Raw genomic sequence first — 15,285 nt, 5'->3', positions numbered from 1 at the left:
CGACCGAGGGAGTCAGCGACCGCCGAATGTCCGGGCCCGGCCTGCGGCGTGGCCCGCGGCTCACCGGTTCTGAGGGAAGATCAGTGCCTCGCATCCCGCACCCCCACAGGCCGCGCCCCACGGCCGACAGAAGACCACCCGGAGTCTGAGCCGTCCGAATCCCATCGGGCCCGGCCAGGTTCTGGTGAACCCGCCACGCTCACAAGGAGATTGGACAGACCGACAGCGGCGGTGCGCCGCTGCCCCGAGTGTGAGGACTCCGTGAACACCTCCATCGGATGTTCACGGACTTCGAGACCGAATCGAGACTGGGCAGCGAGGCCGGAGTTGCACGTGCGGCGCGCGGTGCCTACCTGCTCGCGCGCGCGACCTCTGCGGCCTTCAGGCCACGGGTGAGTCCGCGACGCAGCAGGCGGCCGAAGGGCTTCTCGACGAAGCGGTAGATCAGCCAGGAGAGCCCGAGCATGGCGGCGACGGTGACCGTCAGCCGGCCCCACACGCCCAGCCACGCCACGTGCAGCGTGAGTTCCTCTCCCAGCGGGACGCCGATGCTCTGGTGCACCAGGTAGAAGGGGTACGTGAGCGCCCCGGCGACCACCAGCCAGCGCCAGCGGACGCGGGCCAGCGGACCGATCGTGGCGAGCATCAGCATGGCGAGGAAGCCGGTGAGCAGCAGGGCGCACAAGGTCCAGGAGGTCAGCCGGGTGGTGCCGTAGTCGGCGGGGTGGCCGTTGATCCGGATCTGGAGCATGACCATCTCGTACGCCCAGGCCGAGCCCAGCAGGGTCCAGAGCATGAGGTTCTGACCGAAGCGGTACATCAGGTAGACGGCCATGCCGGCCACGAACAGCCCGGCATAGCTGCTGAGCACGAACGTGCCAGGCAGGACCCTCGCACTATTGGCAGGTGTACGACCGTCGCGGAGGCGACCCAGGCCGGTCATCTGCATGCGAAGAGGGAACGCAGGCCGTCGGCAGCTTCCCCTTTCCTGTGGTTTCTGTCAATGCGCGCCCGCGACGTCTGCACTTACCCCGTGAGTGCGCGTTGCGGGCGATAGATCCGGAGATGCCCGTTTGACAGCTACACTCGAAGACCTTGATCGGAGGAAGTTATCAGTAAGGCCCGCGCCACCCGTACCCCCAGCGTCGCCCAGCTCCGCGCCTTCGCGGCCGTCGCCGAGCACCGCCATTTCCGGGAGGCGGCAGCCGGCCTGCGGATCAGTCAGCCTGCGCTGTCCGGCGCGGTCGCCGCACTCGAGGAGTCGCTCGGGGTCCAGCTCGTCGAGCGGACAACCCGAAAGGTGATCATCACGTCGGTGGGGGAGCGGGTGGCCGCGCACGCGCGTGCCGTTCTCGGCGCGCTCAGTGCGCTGACGGAGGAGGTCGACTCGTCCCGGCGGCCGTTCACCGGGCCCCTGCACCTCGGGGTGATCCCGACCATCGCGCCCTACCTGCTGCCGACCGTGCTGCGTCTGGCCCGGGACTGCTATCCCGATCTGGAGCTGCACGTCCACGAGGAGCGGACCCACCAACTCCTGGACGGGGTGGCCACCGGCCGCCTCGACCTGCTGCTCCTCGCCCTCCCCGCAGGCGCGGGACTGGTGGACATCCCCCTCTACGACGAGGACTTCGTCCTGGTCACCCCGCCCGACCACGAGCTGGCCGGCCGCCTGGACGTCCCCCGCGACGTCCTGCTCGACCTGGACATCCTGCTGTTGGAGGAGGGCCACTGCCTCCGCGACCAGGCGCTCGACCTCTGTCGCGAGGTCGGCGCAGAGCCGGGCGCCACGCGGGCGGCCGGACTGTCGACGTTGGTCCAGCTCGTCGCGGGCGGCCTCGGTGTCACGCTGCTGCCGGCGACGGCGGTCGCCGTCGAGACCGGGCGTGCGGCGGGCCTCGCGGCCACCCGCTTCTCCGCCCCGCCGCCCGGCCGCCGCATCGGCCTTGCCCACCGTCCCTCCTCCGCGCGGACCGCGGAGTACGAGCGCTTCGCGGAGTCGCTGCGCGAGGCCGTGGGAGAACTGCCGGTGCGGATCATCCACCCGTGAGCCGACGCGTCCTACGCTGAGCGTCATGAGCAACCTCGACCTGAAGCCCCAGCCGAGCATCTGCGGCGGCCGTGACGGTGTCTCGGCCCAGCCGGTCCGCGAGCTGTTGACGGGGAAACAGGTCCCGCTGGGTGAAAGCACGGTTGTCAGGCGGCTGCTGCCGAACCTGGGTCGCCGGATGGTGGGCGCCTGGTGCTTCGTCGACCACTACGGGCCCGACGACATCGAGAGCGAGCCGGGCATGCGGGTCGCCCCGCATCCGCACATCGGTCTGCAGACCGTGAGCTGGCTGCATGACGGCTTCGTCGAGCATCGCGACAGCCTCGGCACGGTCCAGACCGTGCGCCCGCGTGAACTCGGCCTGATGACGGCGGGCCGCGCCATCGCGCACGCGGAGCAGTCGCCCGCCTCGCACGGCAAGTGGCTGCACGGTGCGCAGCTGTGGGTCGCCCTCCCCGATGCGCACCGCTTCACGGACCCGGCCTTCGAGCACCACGCCGAACTGCCCCGGGTCCAGGGCCAAGGCGTCGACGCGACGCTCATCCTTGGCTCACTTGACGGCGCGACCTCCCCCGGCCACGTCTTCAGCCCGTTGATGGGCGCCGACCTCACCCTCGCCGCAGGCGCGAACGCCCGCCTGCCGCTCCACCCGGACTTCGAGTACGCCGCCCTCGCCATGACCGGCGCGGCGGTCGTCGACGACGTCTGCGTGGAACCCGGCTCTCTCCTGTACCTCGGCTGCGGCCGCCGCGAGCTCCCGCTCCGCGCGGACGACGGCCCCGCGAGCGTGCTGCTGCTCGGCGGCGAGCCTTTCGAGGAGAAGCTGGTCATGTGGTGGAACTTCGTGGCCAGGACCCACGAGGACATCGAAGCGGCGCGCGAGGCATGGATGCACGGCACGGCCTTCGGCACCGTCCACGGCTACGACGGCGCCCCGATCCCGGCTCCGGAGCTGCCGCCGCTGCGGCTGAAGCCGCGCGGCCGCGAACGCTGACCGAGCGTTGCGCGCCGATGGGGAAGTCAGTTGGCGCTCAGCCGATGGTGCCTGATGCCTGATGCCTGATGCCTGATGCCTGATGCCTGATGCCTGATGCCTGATGCCTGATGCCTGCATGTCCCCAGCCTTGTTCGTCCTGACCGGAGCGTTCGGTCAGGCGGCCGGCGCCGGAGCCGCGAGCAGTTCCGGGTGTTGGCGGGCCGTGACTTCGGGGTGGGCGCGCACCCAGCCCTTGAGTTCGTTCCAGCCGAACTCCGCGTGGAGCGGGTTGTCCGGGTCCTGGGTCACGCCGGAGGCCTCGGCCGCGTGCGGGAACGGGAGCGGTGCGATGTGGGCGTCCAGGCGCGGGTTGTAGAAGAACGGCGCGGAGTAGCGCTCACGCGCTCCCGGCGGGCTGACCACGCGGTGGTTGGTGGCCTTGAGGTAGCCGTTGGTCGCGACCTCCAGGAGCTCGCCGAGGTTGACTACGAACGCGCCGGGGATGTGCGGAACGTCGATGAATCCGCCCGGCGCCTCGACCTGGAGCCCGCCGACTCCGTCGGTCAGCAGCAGAGTCAGGAAGCCGTAGTCCTTGTGCACGCCCACCCCCTGGTCGTTCCCCACCGGGGCCCGCCCCGGATAGCGGATCAGCTTCAGATGGCTGCGCGGGTGCCCAGCGAAGGCGTCGTCGTAGAAGTCGGCCGGCGCGCCGATCGAGGCCAGCAGCTCGTGCAGCAGATGGTCGGCCACCGCGCTCAGCCGGGCGATCCAGCGCAGCGCGACCTCGCGCAGCTCCGGTTGGGCTGCGGGCCACTGGTTCGGACCCTCCAGCCACCAGTAGGCGGGCTCGTCCGGGCCCGGGGCGTGTGCGGGCAGTTCCTCGCCGATGTCGAGCTGGTCGCGCCAGTCGCGCCTGCCCCGCGTCAGCTCCTTGCCGGTGCGGGTGTAGCCGCGGAAGTGCGGTGAATTGCGGTTGTCGAGCGCGACCCGGTCCGCCTCCGGCAGGGCGAAGAACGCCCGGGAGGCGGCGAGCAGCCCGTCGATCTCGGCCTGGCTGATGCCGTGGCCGATGAGCTGGAAGAAGCCCACGTCGCGGGCGGCGCGGTGCAGCGCCTCGCGGTCGAGGTGCGCGAGGTCGATGACGGGAAGGGAGGTGGGAGCAGGAAGGGTCTGGACGGACATGACGGTCCTCGGGGGTGCGCGGCAGGGAGGGGGACGCTGGGGTCAGGCCTCGGCGCGACAGGACATGCTCGTGACGCGGACGAAGTCCACGTGGCGGCGGGAGACAAGCAGTGTCATGCCATCGAGCGTAACTCCGTCCGGGCGGGATTCGGGGGGTGAGCAAGGCGACACTTCGGAGGGAATGCCCGCCTATGGCCTTGTGTTACACGGGCGAACACGTCACATGGGCCACGAATCGAAAGGGGTGCCCGTGAACGACCACACGCTTGCCGAGGAGTACGCCCGCGCACAGCTCTTCTTCGAGTCCAAGGCCTACAGCGACGCCGCGCAGATTCTCGCGCCGATCGTCGAGGCCGAGCCCGCGCACGGCGCGGCCCGGCTGCTGCTGGCCCGCTCCTACTACCACTCCGCGCAGCTGGGTCGCGCGGAGGCGGAGCTGGAGCGCGTGCTGGAGCGCGACCCGGTCGACGGCTACGCCCGGCTGCTGCTGGGACGCACCCTGGAGCGGCGGGGCGGACGGGCTGCCGAGGCGGCGACGCAGCTGCGCATGGCGGAGTCGCTGGGTCAGAGTCTGTCCTGACAGATATGCCAAGGAGCCGTCCGACGAGGGGTTCTGACTTAACGTCACCTTAAATTGGTCCAGACCCTTGACGGCCGTATTGGTATGTACCAACGTGATGGAGTGTCGGGTACACGACCATGCGGAGGTTGCACCATGCCAGGCTCCAGACGGATCGGACTCACGCTCGCGGGGGCGGCCACAGCCTTGCTCGGCTTGGCCGCCTCCATGCTCGGCGGCACCGCCGGTGCCGCCGCGGCGAGCAATACGACAGGTGCCGCCGCCACCAGCGGCGGACTCAAGGTCGCCTACTACGACCAGTGGTCGATCTACCAGAACGCCTTCTACCCCAAAAACCTCGACACCGAGGGGCTCGCGGGCAAGCTCGACTACCTGATCTACGACTTCGAGAACATCGATCCGACCAACCTCACCTGTTTTGAGACGACCAAGGCCACCGACCCCGATCCGGCCGGTGAGAACGACCCGAACGCGGGCGACGGCGCGGGGGACTCCTTCGCCGACTACCAGAAGTCCTACGACTCCAGCATCAGCGTCGACGGCACCTCGGACGTCTGGAACCAGCCCATCGCGGGCAACTTCCACCAGCTCCAGGAGCTGAAGAAGAAGCACCCGAACCTCAAGATCATGCTCTCGCTCGGCGGCTGGACCTACTCGAAGTACTTCTCCGACGTGGCGGCCACCGACGCGTCCCGCAAGAAGTTCGTCTCCTCCTGCATCGACATGTTCATCAAGGGCAATCTGCCCTCCCAGGGCGGATACGGCGGCGCGGGCACCGCGGCCGGGATCTTCAGCGGCTTCGACATCGACTGGGAGTACCCCGCTTCCAGCGGCGGCCACCTCGGCAACCACTACTCGGCCGCTGACACGGCCAACTACACCGCGCTGCTGGGTGAGTTCCGCAGCGAACTGAACGCGCAGGGAGCCGCCGACGGCAAGACCTACGCGCTCTCCGCCGCGCTGCCGTCCGGCCAGGAGAAGATCAACAAGATCCAGACCGGCCAGATCGCCCAGTACCTCACCTTCGGCGACGTCATGACCTACGACATGTACGGCGCCTGGAACGCGACCGGGCCGACGGACGAGCAGGACCCGCTCTATGCCAACCCCAACTCGCCGGAGGGGAAGGTCGCGCCCGGCAACGAGACCTACAGCATCGACAACGCGGTCAGAGCCTGGACCGTCGGCGACTCGCAGTACGGGATAGCGGGCGGCTTCCCTGCGAACAAGCTGACACTGGGGATCCCCTTCTACTACCGCGGCTGGACCGGCGTGCCGGCCGGGACGAACCACGGCCTCTACCAGAGCGCGACCGGAGGATCGGCCGGGCAGACGCTCTCCGGCAACGTCCCTGGGGTGGCGATGTACAAGGAGCTCAGCGGCACCGTGAACAATGCCGCTGACACCTACTGGGATCCGATCACGCAGTCCGCGTACTTCTACGACGGCAACAACTTCTACGGTGGCGAGTCGAGCCAGTCGATCCAGGTCCGCGCGGACTACGCGCACTGCAACGGTCTGGGCGGCTTCATGATGTTCTCGCTCTACGACCTGGATCCGGCGACGACGCTGTTCAACGCCGCGGTCAACGACATCAACGGCTCGGCGGGCAGTTGCCCGGCGCCGTCGACGAGCCCCAGCGCGAGTGCGAGTGGGTCCGGCTCGCCGTCGTCCAGCCCGTCGGGCTCGCCGTCGGCCTCGCCGTCCTCGTCTCCGTCGGGCTCGCCCTCGTCGTCGCCGTCGAGCAGCCCGTCGAGCTCACCCTCGTCCAGCCCGTCCGGCTCGTCGGCCCTGGCCAACGGCGGTTTCGAGAGCGGCAGCCTGAGCCCGTGGACCTGCCAGAGCGGCAGCGCGGTCGTCAGCAGCCCGGTCCACTCCGGTAGCTACGCGGCGCTCATCGTGCCCAGCAGCGGCACCACCGGAGAGTGCGACCAGACGGTCACCCTGTTGCCCAACCACAGCTACACGCTCACCGGCTGGGTGCAGGGCCCGTACGCCTACATCGGTGTGAACGGCGGTGCCTCGGCCAGCACCTGGTCCAGCTCGACCAGTTGGAACAAGCTGACCGTGCCGTTCACGACCGGCGCCAGCGGGACGGTGACCGTCTTCGTCCACGGCTGGTACGCCCAGGGCGACGTCAACGCCGACGACTTCGCCGTCAGCTAGTGCGCCCCTAGGCCGAGCCCTCGGGGCGGGTCATCCGCAGCACGTCCAGGACTTCGTCCAGCTGCTGCTCGGTGATCCGCCCCGACTCGACGTGTCCGCGCTCCAGCACGACCTGGCGGATCGTCTTCCGCTCCGCCAGGGCCTGCTTGGCGATCTTCGCCGCCTCCTCGTAGCCGAGGAAGCGGTTGAGCGGCGTGACGATCGCGGGGGAGGACTCCGCGTACTCGCGCAGCCGGTCCGCGTTGGCGGTGATGCCGTCCACCGTCCGGTCGGCCAGCAGCCGGGCCACGGAGGAGAGCAGCCGGACCGACTCCAGCACGTTCCTGGCGATCACCGGCAGCATCACGTTGAGTTCGAAGCTCCCGCTGGCGCCGGCGATCGCGACCGTCGCGTCGTTGCCGGCCACCTGCGCAGCGACCATCAGTGTGGCCTCGGGGATCACCGGATTCACTTTGCCCGGCATGATCGAGGAGCCGGGCTGGAGGTCGGGCAGGTTGATCTCGCCGAGCCCGGTGCGCGGCCCTGACCCCATCCAGCGCAGATCGTTCGCGATCTTGGTGAAGCTGACGGCGATCGTGCGCAGCTGTCCGCTCAGCTCCACGAGCGCGTCGCGGGCGCCCTGCGCCTCGAAGTGGTCGCGCGCCTCGGTCAGCGGCAGCCCGGTGGTCCGGGCAACCTCGGCGATCACGGCGGCGGAGAAGCCGGGCGGGGTGTTGATACCAGTGCCGACGGCCGTGCCGCCCAGCGGCAGCTCGGCGACGCGCGGCAGGACCGCGCGCAGCCGCTTGACGCCGTAACGCATCTGGGCGGCGTACCCGCCGAACTCCTGGCCGAGGGTGACCGGCGTGGCGTCCATCAGGTGGGTGCGGCCGGACTTCACGACGGTCGCGAACTCCTCCGACTTGCGCGCGAGCGCGTCCGCGAGGTGGTTCAGCGCCGGGATCAGGTCGTGCGTGACCGCGGCGGTGGCCGCGATGTGGATCGAGCTGGGAAACACGTCGTTGGACGACTGGCTCGCGTTCACCTGGTCGTTGGGATGCACGGGACGGCCGAGACGCTCGCCGGCCAACGTCGCGATGACCTCGTTCGTGTTCATGTTCGACGAGGTGCCGGAGCCGGTCTGGAAGACGTCGATGGGGAACTCGTCGTCCCAGCGCCCCTCGGCGACCTCCGCCGCAGCGGCCCGGATCGCGCCGGCGGTCTCCGCATCCAGCACGCCGAGCTTCGCGTTGACCTTGGCGGCAGCCGCCTTGATCCGCGCCAGCGCGGCGATGTGTGCGCGCTCGAGTCGCTGCCCGGAGATGGGGAAGTTCTCCACCGCGCGCTGTGTCTGTGCGCCCCACTTGGCGGCGGCGGGCACACGGACCTCGCCCATCGAGTCGTGCTCGATCCGGGTGTTCACATCGTCTCGCACGTCACTGTCCCGACCGGCCATGTCCCGCTCAGCGTCCATGTCTTGATCAGCGTCGCAGCCGCACCGTCTGTTCCCGGCGTTCCCGGGGTCTGACACGCCGACGGAACTCTCTGGGGGAGACGCCGGTGGCCTCCGTTCACGAGGGAATCGGAGGCCACCGGCGTTCACAGCCGTTCAGTTCTGAACTCAGGCCCTCGGGCCGACCGGGATGTTCGTGATCAGCGGCTGGACCGGGCCCGGGTCGACGAAGAAGTCGTTCCCCTTGTCGTCCACGACGATGAATGCAGGGAAGTCCTCGACCTCGATCCGCCAGACCGCCTCCATGCCCAGCTCGGCGTACTCCAGCACCTCGACCTTCTTGATGCAGTCCTGGGCCAGCCGCGCCGCCGGGCCGCCGATCGAGCCGAGGTAGAAGCCGCCGTGCTTGCCGCAGGCGTCGGTGACCTGCTGCGAGCGGTTGCCCTTCGCCAGCATCACCATCGAGCCGCCGGCCGCCTGGAACTGGTCCACGTAGGAGTCCATCCGGCCGGCCGTGGTCGGGCCGAAGGAGCCGGAGGCGTAGCCCTCGGGGGTCTTGGCCGGGCCCGCGTAGTAGACCGGATGGTCCTTGAGGTACTGCGGCATGCCGTCGCCCGCGTCCAGCCGCTCCTTGATCTTGGCGTGCGCGATGTCGCGGGCCACGACCAGCGTGCCGGTGAGGGAGAGGCGGGTCTTGACCGGGTGCTTGCTCAGCTCGGCGCGGATGTCGGCCATCGGCTGGTTGAGGTCGACGCGGACGACGTTGTCACTGAGGTGCTCGTGCGTGGTGTCCGGCAGGAAGCGGGCCGGGTCGCGCTCCAACTGCTCCAGGAAGACGCCCTCGGGTGTGATCTTGGCCAGCGCCTGGCGATCGGCGGAGCAGGAGACGGCGATCGCCACGGGAAGGGACGCGCCGTGGCGCGGCAGCCGGACCACCCGCACGTCGTGGCAGAAGTACTTGCCGCCGAACTGCGCGCCGATGCCGAGCTTCTGGGTGAGTTCGAAGACCTGTCGCTCCAGCTCGACGTCCCGGAAGCCATGGCCGCTGGGGGAGCCCTCGGTGGGCAGGCTGTCCAGGTAGTGGGCGGAGGCGTACTTCGCGGTCTTCAGCGCATACTCGGCGCTGGTGCCGCCGACGACGATGGCCAGGTGGTACGGCGGGCACGCGGCCGTGCCGAGGGAGCGGATCTTCTGCTCAAGGAAGGCCAACATCGAGGCCTCGTTCAGGACTGCCTTGGTCTCCTGGAACAGGTAGGACTTGTTGGCCGAGCCGCCGCCCTTGGCCATGAAGAGGAACTTGTACGCGTCGCCGTCGGTCGCGTAGAGCTCGATCTGCGCGGGCAGGTTGGAGCCGGTGTTCTTCTCGTCCCACATGGTCAGCGGGGCCATCTGCGAGTAGCGCAGGTTGAGCTTGGTGTACGCGTCGTAGACTCCGCGGGACAGGGCCTCCTCGTCGCGGCCGGAGGTCAGCACGGACTGGCCGCGCTTGCCCATGACGATCGCGGTGCCGGTGTCCTGGCACATGGGCAGCACGCCGGCGGCCGCGATGTTCGCGTTCTTGAGCAGGTCGAGTGCGACGAACTTGTCGTTCGGGCTGGCCTCGGGGTCGTCCAGGATCCGGCGGAGCTGGGCCAGGTGGGCCGGGCGGAGGTAGTGCGAGATGTCGTGCATGGCCTCGGCGGCCAGCAGCCGCAGGGCCTCGGGCTCGACCTGGAGGAAGGTCCGGCCGTTCGCCTCGAAGGTGCTGACGCCCTCGGCGGTGATGAGCCGGTACGGGGTCTCGTCCGACCCCAGCGGCAACAGATCGGTGTAGGCGAACTCGGGCATCAGCGGGCAGTCCTTCACGGTCGGGCGTCGTCGTCGGCGCGCCTTCCAGGGTATCGACCGCCGTCGCGGGACCGGTCGGCGGTGCGGGCGAGGGTGCCGGGGATCACAGATCACCGGCACCCCGGCCCGTGGTCGGGGGATCTCCGGGCCGGCGGATCTCTGGTCCGCGCGCGGGCGGGCTGACTATTCTCAGCCTGTGGACAACTCCTCGTCGTCGCAGTCGCAGTCGCAGTCGTCGCCGTCGCCCGAGCCGGACCGTCTGCCGCAGACGGCCCAGCCGGCGCAGTCGCCCTCGCTGCAGAAGCCCTATGCGGATCCCTCCGACGAGCTGCGCGCCTCGGACGCCGACCGCGAGCGCGTCGCCGAGGCGCTGCGCGACGCCTACGCGGAGGGCCGCCTCGACGTCGAGGAGCACGGGCAGCGCCTGGACGCCGCCTACGCGGCCAAGACGATGGGCGAGCTGGCCCCGCTCACCAAGGACCTCCCCGCAGCGGCCGGCACCCCGCCGCGCCCCGCGCCTGCCGCGGCCGCAGGCCCGGCGGGGGAGGGCTACGTCACCCCTGACTCCAACGAGCTCGTGGCGATCTTCGGCGGGGCGCAGCGCAAGGGGCGCTTCCGTGCCGGTCGGTGGCTCAAGGCGCACGCGGTCTTCGGCGGCGTCGAGATCGATCTCACCGACGCGGTCTTCGACGGCCCGGAACTGATCATCGAGTGCCGTGCGGTCTTCGGCGGCATTGACATCAAGGTCCCGGAGACGGTCGGCCTGCGCGGTGGCGGAGCGGGCATCTTCGGTGGCTTCGACGTGGCCGAGTCGCCGGGCACCGACCCGTCCGGCCCGGTCGTCACCGTGCGTGGCAAGGCCATCTTCGGCGGCGTCTCCGCCAGCCAACGCCGCGGCAGGCTGGACGGCGCGCCGGACCGCGCATCTCTCGACTGACCCGGAGCCTGCTGTCGCAGCGTGCCGGTGCACGAGATCTGACGTTGCGTCAAGGGAGTTGAGGTATGACGATCCGGCGATCGGATTGTGTGCCGTGTGCATGAATCGGCTTGAGGCGGGGTAGATCCCGGTTCACATCGACTCGCCGCGGAGTTGCCGCGAGTGAGCGTGTACCCTCCCCCGGCCCGTCGTCAGGAGTGCGCCGTGCTGCATCCGATCGAAGCCAGTCAGGATGTCTTCCGCCCCCGCGTCGCGGGGAGTGCAGTGCCCGCGCAGCGCGGCCCGGACGCGGAGGACAACCCCTGGCACACGGGTGCCGCGTGCCGGCGTGACGAGGCGGGGCTTTTCTTCGCCCCCTCCAAGGAGCCGACCGCTGCGCGGCTCGCCCGCGAGGAACAAGCGAAGCGCGTCTGCGCGCGCTGCCCAGTGCTGCTGGAGTGCCGCGAGCACGCGTTGATCATGCCCGAGCCCTACGGAGTGTGGGGTGGCCTGACCGCGGCGGAGCGCCGCGTCGTCCTCGCCCGCCGTCGCCGTCACGACCAGGACCTCCGCATAGCCGGCTGACGCCGGTCAGTTGCACCTCAGGGGCGCGGGGATCTGCGCGACAAGCCACCCTGTGTGGTGTGTCGCTGAGCGAGCAGGGCCATCCGTAGTGGGTGGTTGCTCGCGCAGTTCCCCGCGCCCCTGAGGTGTTGCAACTTCCCCAGGTCAGTTGGCCCGGTCGAAGTCCACCGCGCTGTAAGCGCGGAGCTTCGACAGCTTGTGCACGCTGTCGATCTGTCGGATCGTCCCGCTCTTCGAGCGCATGACCAGCGAGCTTGTCGTCGCCGTCTCCTGGCGGTAGTGAACCCCGCGCAGCAGCTCGCCGTCGGTGATGCCGGTCGCCACGAAGAACACGTTCTCGCCGCTGACCAGGTCGTCGGTCAGCAGCACGCGGTCCAGGTCGTGACCGGCCTCGAGGGCCTTGATCCGCTCGGCCTCGTCCTTCGGCCAGAGCTTGCCCTGGATCACGCCGCCCAGACACTTGATCGCGCACGCCGCGATGATGCCCTCAGGCGTGCCGCCGATGCCGAGCAGCAGGTCGACGCCGGTGCCCTCGCGGACCGCCATGATCGCGCCCGCGACGTCGCCGTCGGTGATGAACTTGATCCGCGCGCCGGCGGCACGGATCTCCTGAGCCAGCTTCTCGTGGCGGGGGCGGTCGAGCAGGACGACCGTGACGTCCTCCGGCCCTATCCCCTTCGCACGGGCGACCGCCTGCACGTTGTGGGCGACCGGGGCGTTGATGTCGACGAGGCCCGCCGCTTCCGGGCCCGCGACGAGCTTGTCCATGTAGAAGACCGCGCTCGGGTCGAACATCGTGCCGCGGTCCGCCACCGCGAGCACCGCTACGGCATTGGGCATGCCCTTGGCCGTCAGCGTGGTGCCGTCGATCGGGTCCACGGCGACGTCGCACTCCGCACCGGTGCCGTCGCCGATCCGCTCGCCGTTGAAGAGCATCGGGGCCTCGTCCTTCTCACCTTCACCGATGACGACGATGCCGTTCATCGAGACGGTGTGAACGAGCGTGCGCATGGCGCGGACGGCCGCGCCGTCCGCTCCGTTCTTGTCGCCCTTGCCGACCCAGCGACCGGCGGCCATGGCGGCGGCCTCGGTCACGCGCACAAGTTCGAGGGCAAGGTTGCGATCAGGCGCCTCTGGGGCGACCTCCAGAGACGAGGGCAGACGGTGCTGGTGCTGGTCGGTCATCGAATTTCGTACCTCTCTGTACGCCGACGGCCGGAATGAGGGTGCTGCGATCGTATCTTCGACCTGGGAAAATGTCTGTGGCGCCGGGCACGTGCCCCGCTGTGGGGGACCCGGTGGCGGGGTGGCCGGGAGTGATGGGTCACCATGGTGGGGTGGCAACCGAGAACGTGACAGTACGCAAGCGGCCGGGGATGGCCGCAAAATCCGTGCGCGACATGGTGCTCTCGCTGGCCGCGGTGCTGGCGGCGGGGATAGTCATCTACTTCTTCATCCCGCACAGCGGCGGCGACGGCGTGCATGCCGTTCCCTACCAGGACTCTGTCCTGTCGGCCCGCCGGGCAGCGCCGTACCCGCTGCTCGCGCCGCAGGGCCTGCCGTCCGGCTGGAACGCGACGGCGGTGAGCTACGACGGTCCGAAGGACGCGGTCTGGACCCTGGGGTTCATCGACCCGGACAAGCAGTACGTCGCGCTCAAGCAGAGCAGCGGTGCCGCAGACGCGTTCATCCGCGATGCGACCATCGACGGCGTCAAGCAGGCCGCGACGACGCAGGTCAACGGCGTCGCCTGGACCCAGTACCAGGGCAGTCGCTATCAGGCGCTGGTGCTGAAGGGCGCGAAGGGCACGACGGTCGTCTTCGGCACCGAGGGCTTCGCCAAGCTCGGCGAGTTCGCCGCGACGCTCACCGATCACTGAGACAGGTCGGTCGGCGGCTCCGTCGGCGGACACGGGAAGGCCCCGACCGGGCGGTGCGCGGTCGGGGCCTTCCTGGTGTTGGGGCCGTCCGGTCAGACGGTGGTGACGACCTCGTCGTAGGCGAGGCGCGGGCTGCGCGGGAACCAGGCGTTCTCGCCCGGCTTGCCGATGTTCACAACCGCCAGCACGGAGTGCTCGCCGTCGGTGAAGAACTCCTTGTTGATCGCCTCGGCGTCGAAGCCCGTCATCGGGCCGGCGGCCAGACCGGCGGCGCGGACACCGATGATGAAGTAACCGATCTGGAGCGCGGAGTTGAAGGATCCCGCCGCCTCGCGAACCGGGCGCTCGCTGAAGAACGCGTCCTTGGCCTGCGGGAAGTGCGGGAACTGCGCGGGCAGCTCCTCGTGGAACTCGTGGTCGGTGGCCAGGATGGCGACCAGCGGGGCGTTGGCGGTCTTGTCCTTGTTGCCGTCCGACATGTGCGAGACCAGACGCTCGCGGGCCTCAGCGGAGCGGACCAGGACGATGCGCAGCGGCTGCATGTTCAGCGAGGTCGGCGCGTACTTGACCAGGTCGTAGATCGCCTGGATCTGCTCGTCGGTCACCGGCTCGTCCGTGAACGTGTTCGCCGTGCGGGCGTCACGGAAGAGCAGGTCCTGGGCGGCGGGGTCGAGAGCGAGGACGTCGGCGGTCATGGTTCACACCTCTGGAGAGATCCGGGATGAAGGCGGCTCGGGGGCGCCGCCTTCGGAATCCAACATAGGTGATGCTTCAACTAATGCCAAAGCAGATGTTGAAGAAGTGACTTGTTTCACGCCTCCTCGCGCGCCTCCGGCTCCTCGCCCTCGGACAGCGCCGCGTCCAGCCGGGCCCGAGCGCCGTCGAGCCAGCGCTCGCACACCTTGGCGAGCTGCTCGCCCCGCTCCCAGAGGGCCAGCGACTCCTCCAGCGTGCCGCCCCCGGTCTCGAGCCTGCGCACGACATCGAGCAGCTCGTCCCGAGCCTGCTCGTAGCCCAGCGCGTCCTCGGCTGCGCCGTCCGCCGCGCCGTCCGCCGGGAGCCCCTGCTTTGCCTGCTTCGCCATGTGCCCAGCTTATGAAACCGGACTGACATTCCGTGAGGGCGCGGCTATCGTCCGCGCCATGATCTCCGTACGCGCAGCAGTGCCCGACGACGCCCCCGAGTTGGTCCGCCTCCGTGAGGTGATGTTCGCCTCCATGCAGGGCGGCATGCTGGACCCGGACGCACCGGGTGACTGGAAGCCGCTCGCCGAGAGCATCCTGCGGAAGAGCCTCGCCGAAGGGGGTGACGGGAGTCCCGTCTTCGGCATCTTCGTCGTGGACGACGAGGAGCGGCCGGGACGGCTCGCGGCCTGCGCCGTCGGCACCCTGGAGCTGCGCCTGCCGGCACCGGGGCACCCCGACGGCCTCTTCGGCTTCATCTTCAACATCTGCACCGACCCCGACCGGCGCCGCCGCGGCTACGCCCGCGCCTGCACGGAGGCCCTGCTCGCCTGGTTCGACGCCAAGGGAGCCACCCGACTCGACCTCCACGCCAGCGAGCTCGGCCAGGACCTCTACCGCAGCCTCGGATTCCACGAGCACTCCGTCGCGCTCTCCCGAACCACGATGCACTGAGCCCCGGCCACAGGCAGGCTCTGCCCGCCGGCTCCCAACTCACCGGCTCGGAACTCA

Annotated in this window: 15 protein-coding genes; 8 read left to right on the top strand and 7 right to left on the bottom strand. The window is 69.7% G+C overall.

What is annotated here, in order from left to right; genetic code table 11:
• Positions 1-349: 349 nt before the first annotated feature.
• Complete coding sequence (locus ABIA32_RS24850) at positions 350-871, bottom strand: acyltransferase family protein (protein WP_370099555.1); 522 nt, start codon at positions 869-871, stop codon at positions 350-352.
• Between the two features lie 240 nt (positions 872-1,111).
• Here ABIA32_RS24850 and ABIA32_RS24845 point away from each other — a divergent pair, with 240 nt between their 5' ends.
• Together ABIA32_RS24845 and ABIA32_RS24840 are read left to right on the top strand one after the other, a co-directional pair.
• Entirely contained in the window at positions 1,112-2,047 is a 936-nt protein-coding gene (locus ABIA32_RS24845; protein ID WP_370099838.1) for a LysR substrate-binding domain-containing protein, read from the top strand.
• Between the two features lie 25 nt (positions 2,048-2,072).
• Positions 2,073-3,041 carry a pirin family protein gene (locus ABIA32_RS24840; RefSeq protein WP_370099552.1) on the top strand — a complete coding sequence of 323 codons (969 nt, stop codon included), beginning with the start codon at positions 2,073-2,075 and terminating at the stop codon, positions 3,039-3,041.
• Positions 3,042-3,197: 156 nt separating this feature from the next.
• Here the strand turns inward: ABIA32_RS24840 and ABIA32_RS24835 are convergent, their stop codons facing one another.
• On the bottom strand, positions 3,198-4,205 hold the full coding sequence (locus tag ABIA32_RS24835; RefSeq protein ID WP_370099549.1) for an isopenicillin N synthase family dioxygenase: 1,008 nt from the start codon (positions 4,203-4,205) through the stop codon (positions 3,198-3,200).
• Positions 4,206-4,455: 250 nt separating this feature from the next.
• Here ABIA32_RS24835 and ABIA32_RS24830 point away from each other — a divergent pair, with 250 nt between their 5' ends.
• Entirely contained in the window at positions 4,456-4,785 is a 330-nt protein-coding gene (locus tag ABIA32_RS24830; protein ID WP_370099546.1) for a tetratricopeptide repeat protein, read from the top strand.
• A 135-nt stretch (positions 4,786-4,920) separates the two neighbouring features.
• Positions 4,921-6,951 carry a glycosyl hydrolase family 18 protein gene (locus tag ABIA32_RS24825; RefSeq protein ID WP_370099544.1) on the top strand — a complete coding sequence of 677 codons (2,031 nt, stop codon included), beginning with the start codon at positions 4,921-4,923 and terminating at the stop codon, positions 6,949-6,951.
• A gap of 7 nt (positions 6,952-6,958) precedes the next feature.
• Here the strand turns inward: ABIA32_RS24825 and ABIA32_RS24820 are convergent, their stop codons facing one another.
• Both ABIA32_RS24820 and ABIA32_RS24815 read right to left on the bottom strand, forming a co-directional pair.
• Entirely contained in the window at positions 6,959-8,386 is a 1,428-nt protein-coding gene (locus ABIA32_RS24820; protein ID WP_370099836.1) for a class II fumarate hydratase, read from the bottom strand.
• A 165-nt stretch (positions 8,387-8,551) separates the two neighbouring features.
• Complete coding sequence (locus tag ABIA32_RS24815; RefSeq protein WP_370099541.1) at positions 8,552-10,210, bottom strand: fumarate hydratase; 1,659 nt, start codon at positions 10,208-10,210, stop codon at positions 8,552-8,554.
• A 196-nt stretch (positions 10,211-10,406) separates the two neighbouring features.
• On the opposite strand from ABIA32_RS24815, the gene ABIA32_RS24810 reads away from it, so the two are divergent.
• Both ABIA32_RS24810 and ABIA32_RS24805 read left to right on the top strand, forming a co-directional pair.
• Positions 10,407-11,147 (top strand): DUF1707 domain-containing protein, encoded by a 741-nt coding sequence (locus ABIA32_RS24810; protein ID WP_370099539.1) that lies wholly within the window; start codon positions 10,407-10,409, stop codon positions 11,145-11,147.
• A gap of 204 nt (positions 11,148-11,351) precedes the next feature.
• The gene (locus ABIA32_RS24805; protein WP_370099536.1) at positions 11,352-11,711 is read left to right on the top strand and encodes a WhiB family transcriptional regulator; all 360 of its coding nucleotides are present in this window, start codon (positions 11,352-11,354) and stop codon (positions 11,709-11,711) included.
• Between the two features lie 144 nt (positions 11,712-11,855).
• Here ABIA32_RS24805 and glpX read toward each other — a convergent pair whose 3' ends face one another.
• Entirely contained in the window at positions 11,856-12,896 is a 1,041-nt protein-coding gene (gene glpX, locus ABIA32_RS24800; RefSeq protein WP_370099533.1) for a class II fructose-bisphosphatase, read from the bottom strand.
• A 152-nt stretch (positions 12,897-13,048) separates the two neighbouring features.
• On the opposite strand from glpX, the gene ABIA32_RS24795 reads away from it, so the two are divergent.
• Positions 13,049-13,591: a DUF4245 domain-containing protein gene (locus ABIA32_RS24795; protein WP_370099531.1), complete on the top strand. Its 543-nt coding sequence runs from the start codon at positions 13,049-13,051 to the stop codon at positions 13,589-13,591.
• Positions 13,592-13,683: 92 nt separating this feature from the next.
• Here ABIA32_RS24795 and ABIA32_RS24790 read toward each other — a convergent pair whose 3' ends face one another.
• Together ABIA32_RS24790 and ABIA32_RS24785 are read right to left on the bottom strand one after the other, a co-directional pair.
• The gene (locus tag ABIA32_RS24790; RefSeq protein ID WP_370099528.1) at positions 13,684-14,286 is read right to left on the bottom strand and encodes a malonic semialdehyde reductase; all 603 of its coding nucleotides are present in this window, start codon (positions 14,284-14,286) and stop codon (positions 13,684-13,686) included.
• Between the two features lie 116 nt (positions 14,287-14,402).
• Complete coding sequence (locus tag ABIA32_RS24785; RefSeq protein WP_370099525.1) at positions 14,403-14,675, bottom strand: exodeoxyribonuclease VII small subunit; 273 nt, start codon at positions 14,673-14,675, stop codon at positions 14,403-14,405.
• Between the two features lie 58 nt (positions 14,676-14,733).
• On the opposite strand from ABIA32_RS24785, the gene ABIA32_RS24780 reads away from it, so the two are divergent.
• Positions 14,734-15,228: a GNAT family N-acetyltransferase gene (locus ABIA32_RS24780; RefSeq protein WP_370099522.1), complete on the top strand. Its 495-nt coding sequence runs from the start codon at positions 14,734-14,736 to the stop codon at positions 15,226-15,228.
• The last annotated feature ends 57 nt before the right edge of the window (positions 15,229-15,285 follow it).

Origin of the sequence: Streptacidiphilus sp. MAP12-20 (assembly GCF_041262525.1) — a bacterium.
In the GTDB taxonomy this organism is placed as follows: domain Bacteria; phylum Actinomycetota; class Actinomycetes; order Streptomycetales; family Streptomycetaceae; genus Streptacidiphilus.
This window is presented reverse-complemented; position numbering and strand designations above follow the sequence as displayed.

What these genes read in the sequence shown, in the direction of transcription:
- ABIA32_RS24840 (WP_370099552.1), top strand. Translation starts at nt 2,073, where the DNA reads ATGAGCAACCTCGACCTGAAGCCCCAGCCGAGCATCTGCGGCGGCCGT.
- ABIA32_RS24835 (WP_370099549.1), bottom strand. Translation starts at nt 4,205, where the DNA reads ATGTCCGTCCAGACCCTTCCTGCTCCCACCTCCCTTCCCGTCATCGAC.
- ABIA32_RS24825 (WP_370099544.1), top strand. Translation starts at nt 4,921, where the DNA reads ATGCCAGGCTCCAGACGGATCGGACTCACGCTCGCGGGGGCGGCCACA.
- ABIA32_RS24820 (WP_370099836.1), bottom strand. Translation starts at nt 8,386, where the DNA reads ATGGCCGGTCGGGACAGTGACGTGCGAGACGATGTGAACACCCGGATC.
- ABIA32_RS24815 (WP_370099541.1), bottom strand. Translation starts at nt 10,210, where the DNA reads ATGCCCGAGTTCGCCTACACCGATCTGTTGCCGCTGGGGTCGGACGAG.
- glpX (WP_370099533.1), bottom strand. Translation starts at nt 12,896, where the DNA reads ATGACCGACCAGCACCAGCACCGTCTGCCCTCGTCTCTGGAGGTCGCC.
- ABIA32_RS24790 (WP_370099528.1), bottom strand. Translation starts at nt 14,286, where the DNA reads ATGACCGCCGACGTCCTCGCTCTCGACCCCGCCGCCCAGGACCTGCTC.
- ABIA32_RS24785 (WP_370099525.1), bottom strand. Translation starts at nt 14,675, where the DNA reads ATGGCGAAGCAGGCAAAGCAGGGGCTCCCGGCGGACGGCGCGGCGGAC.
- ABIA32_RS24780 (WP_370099522.1), top strand. Translation starts at nt 14,734, where the DNA reads ATGATCTCCGTACGCGCAGCAGTGCCCGACGACGCCCCCGAGTTGGTC.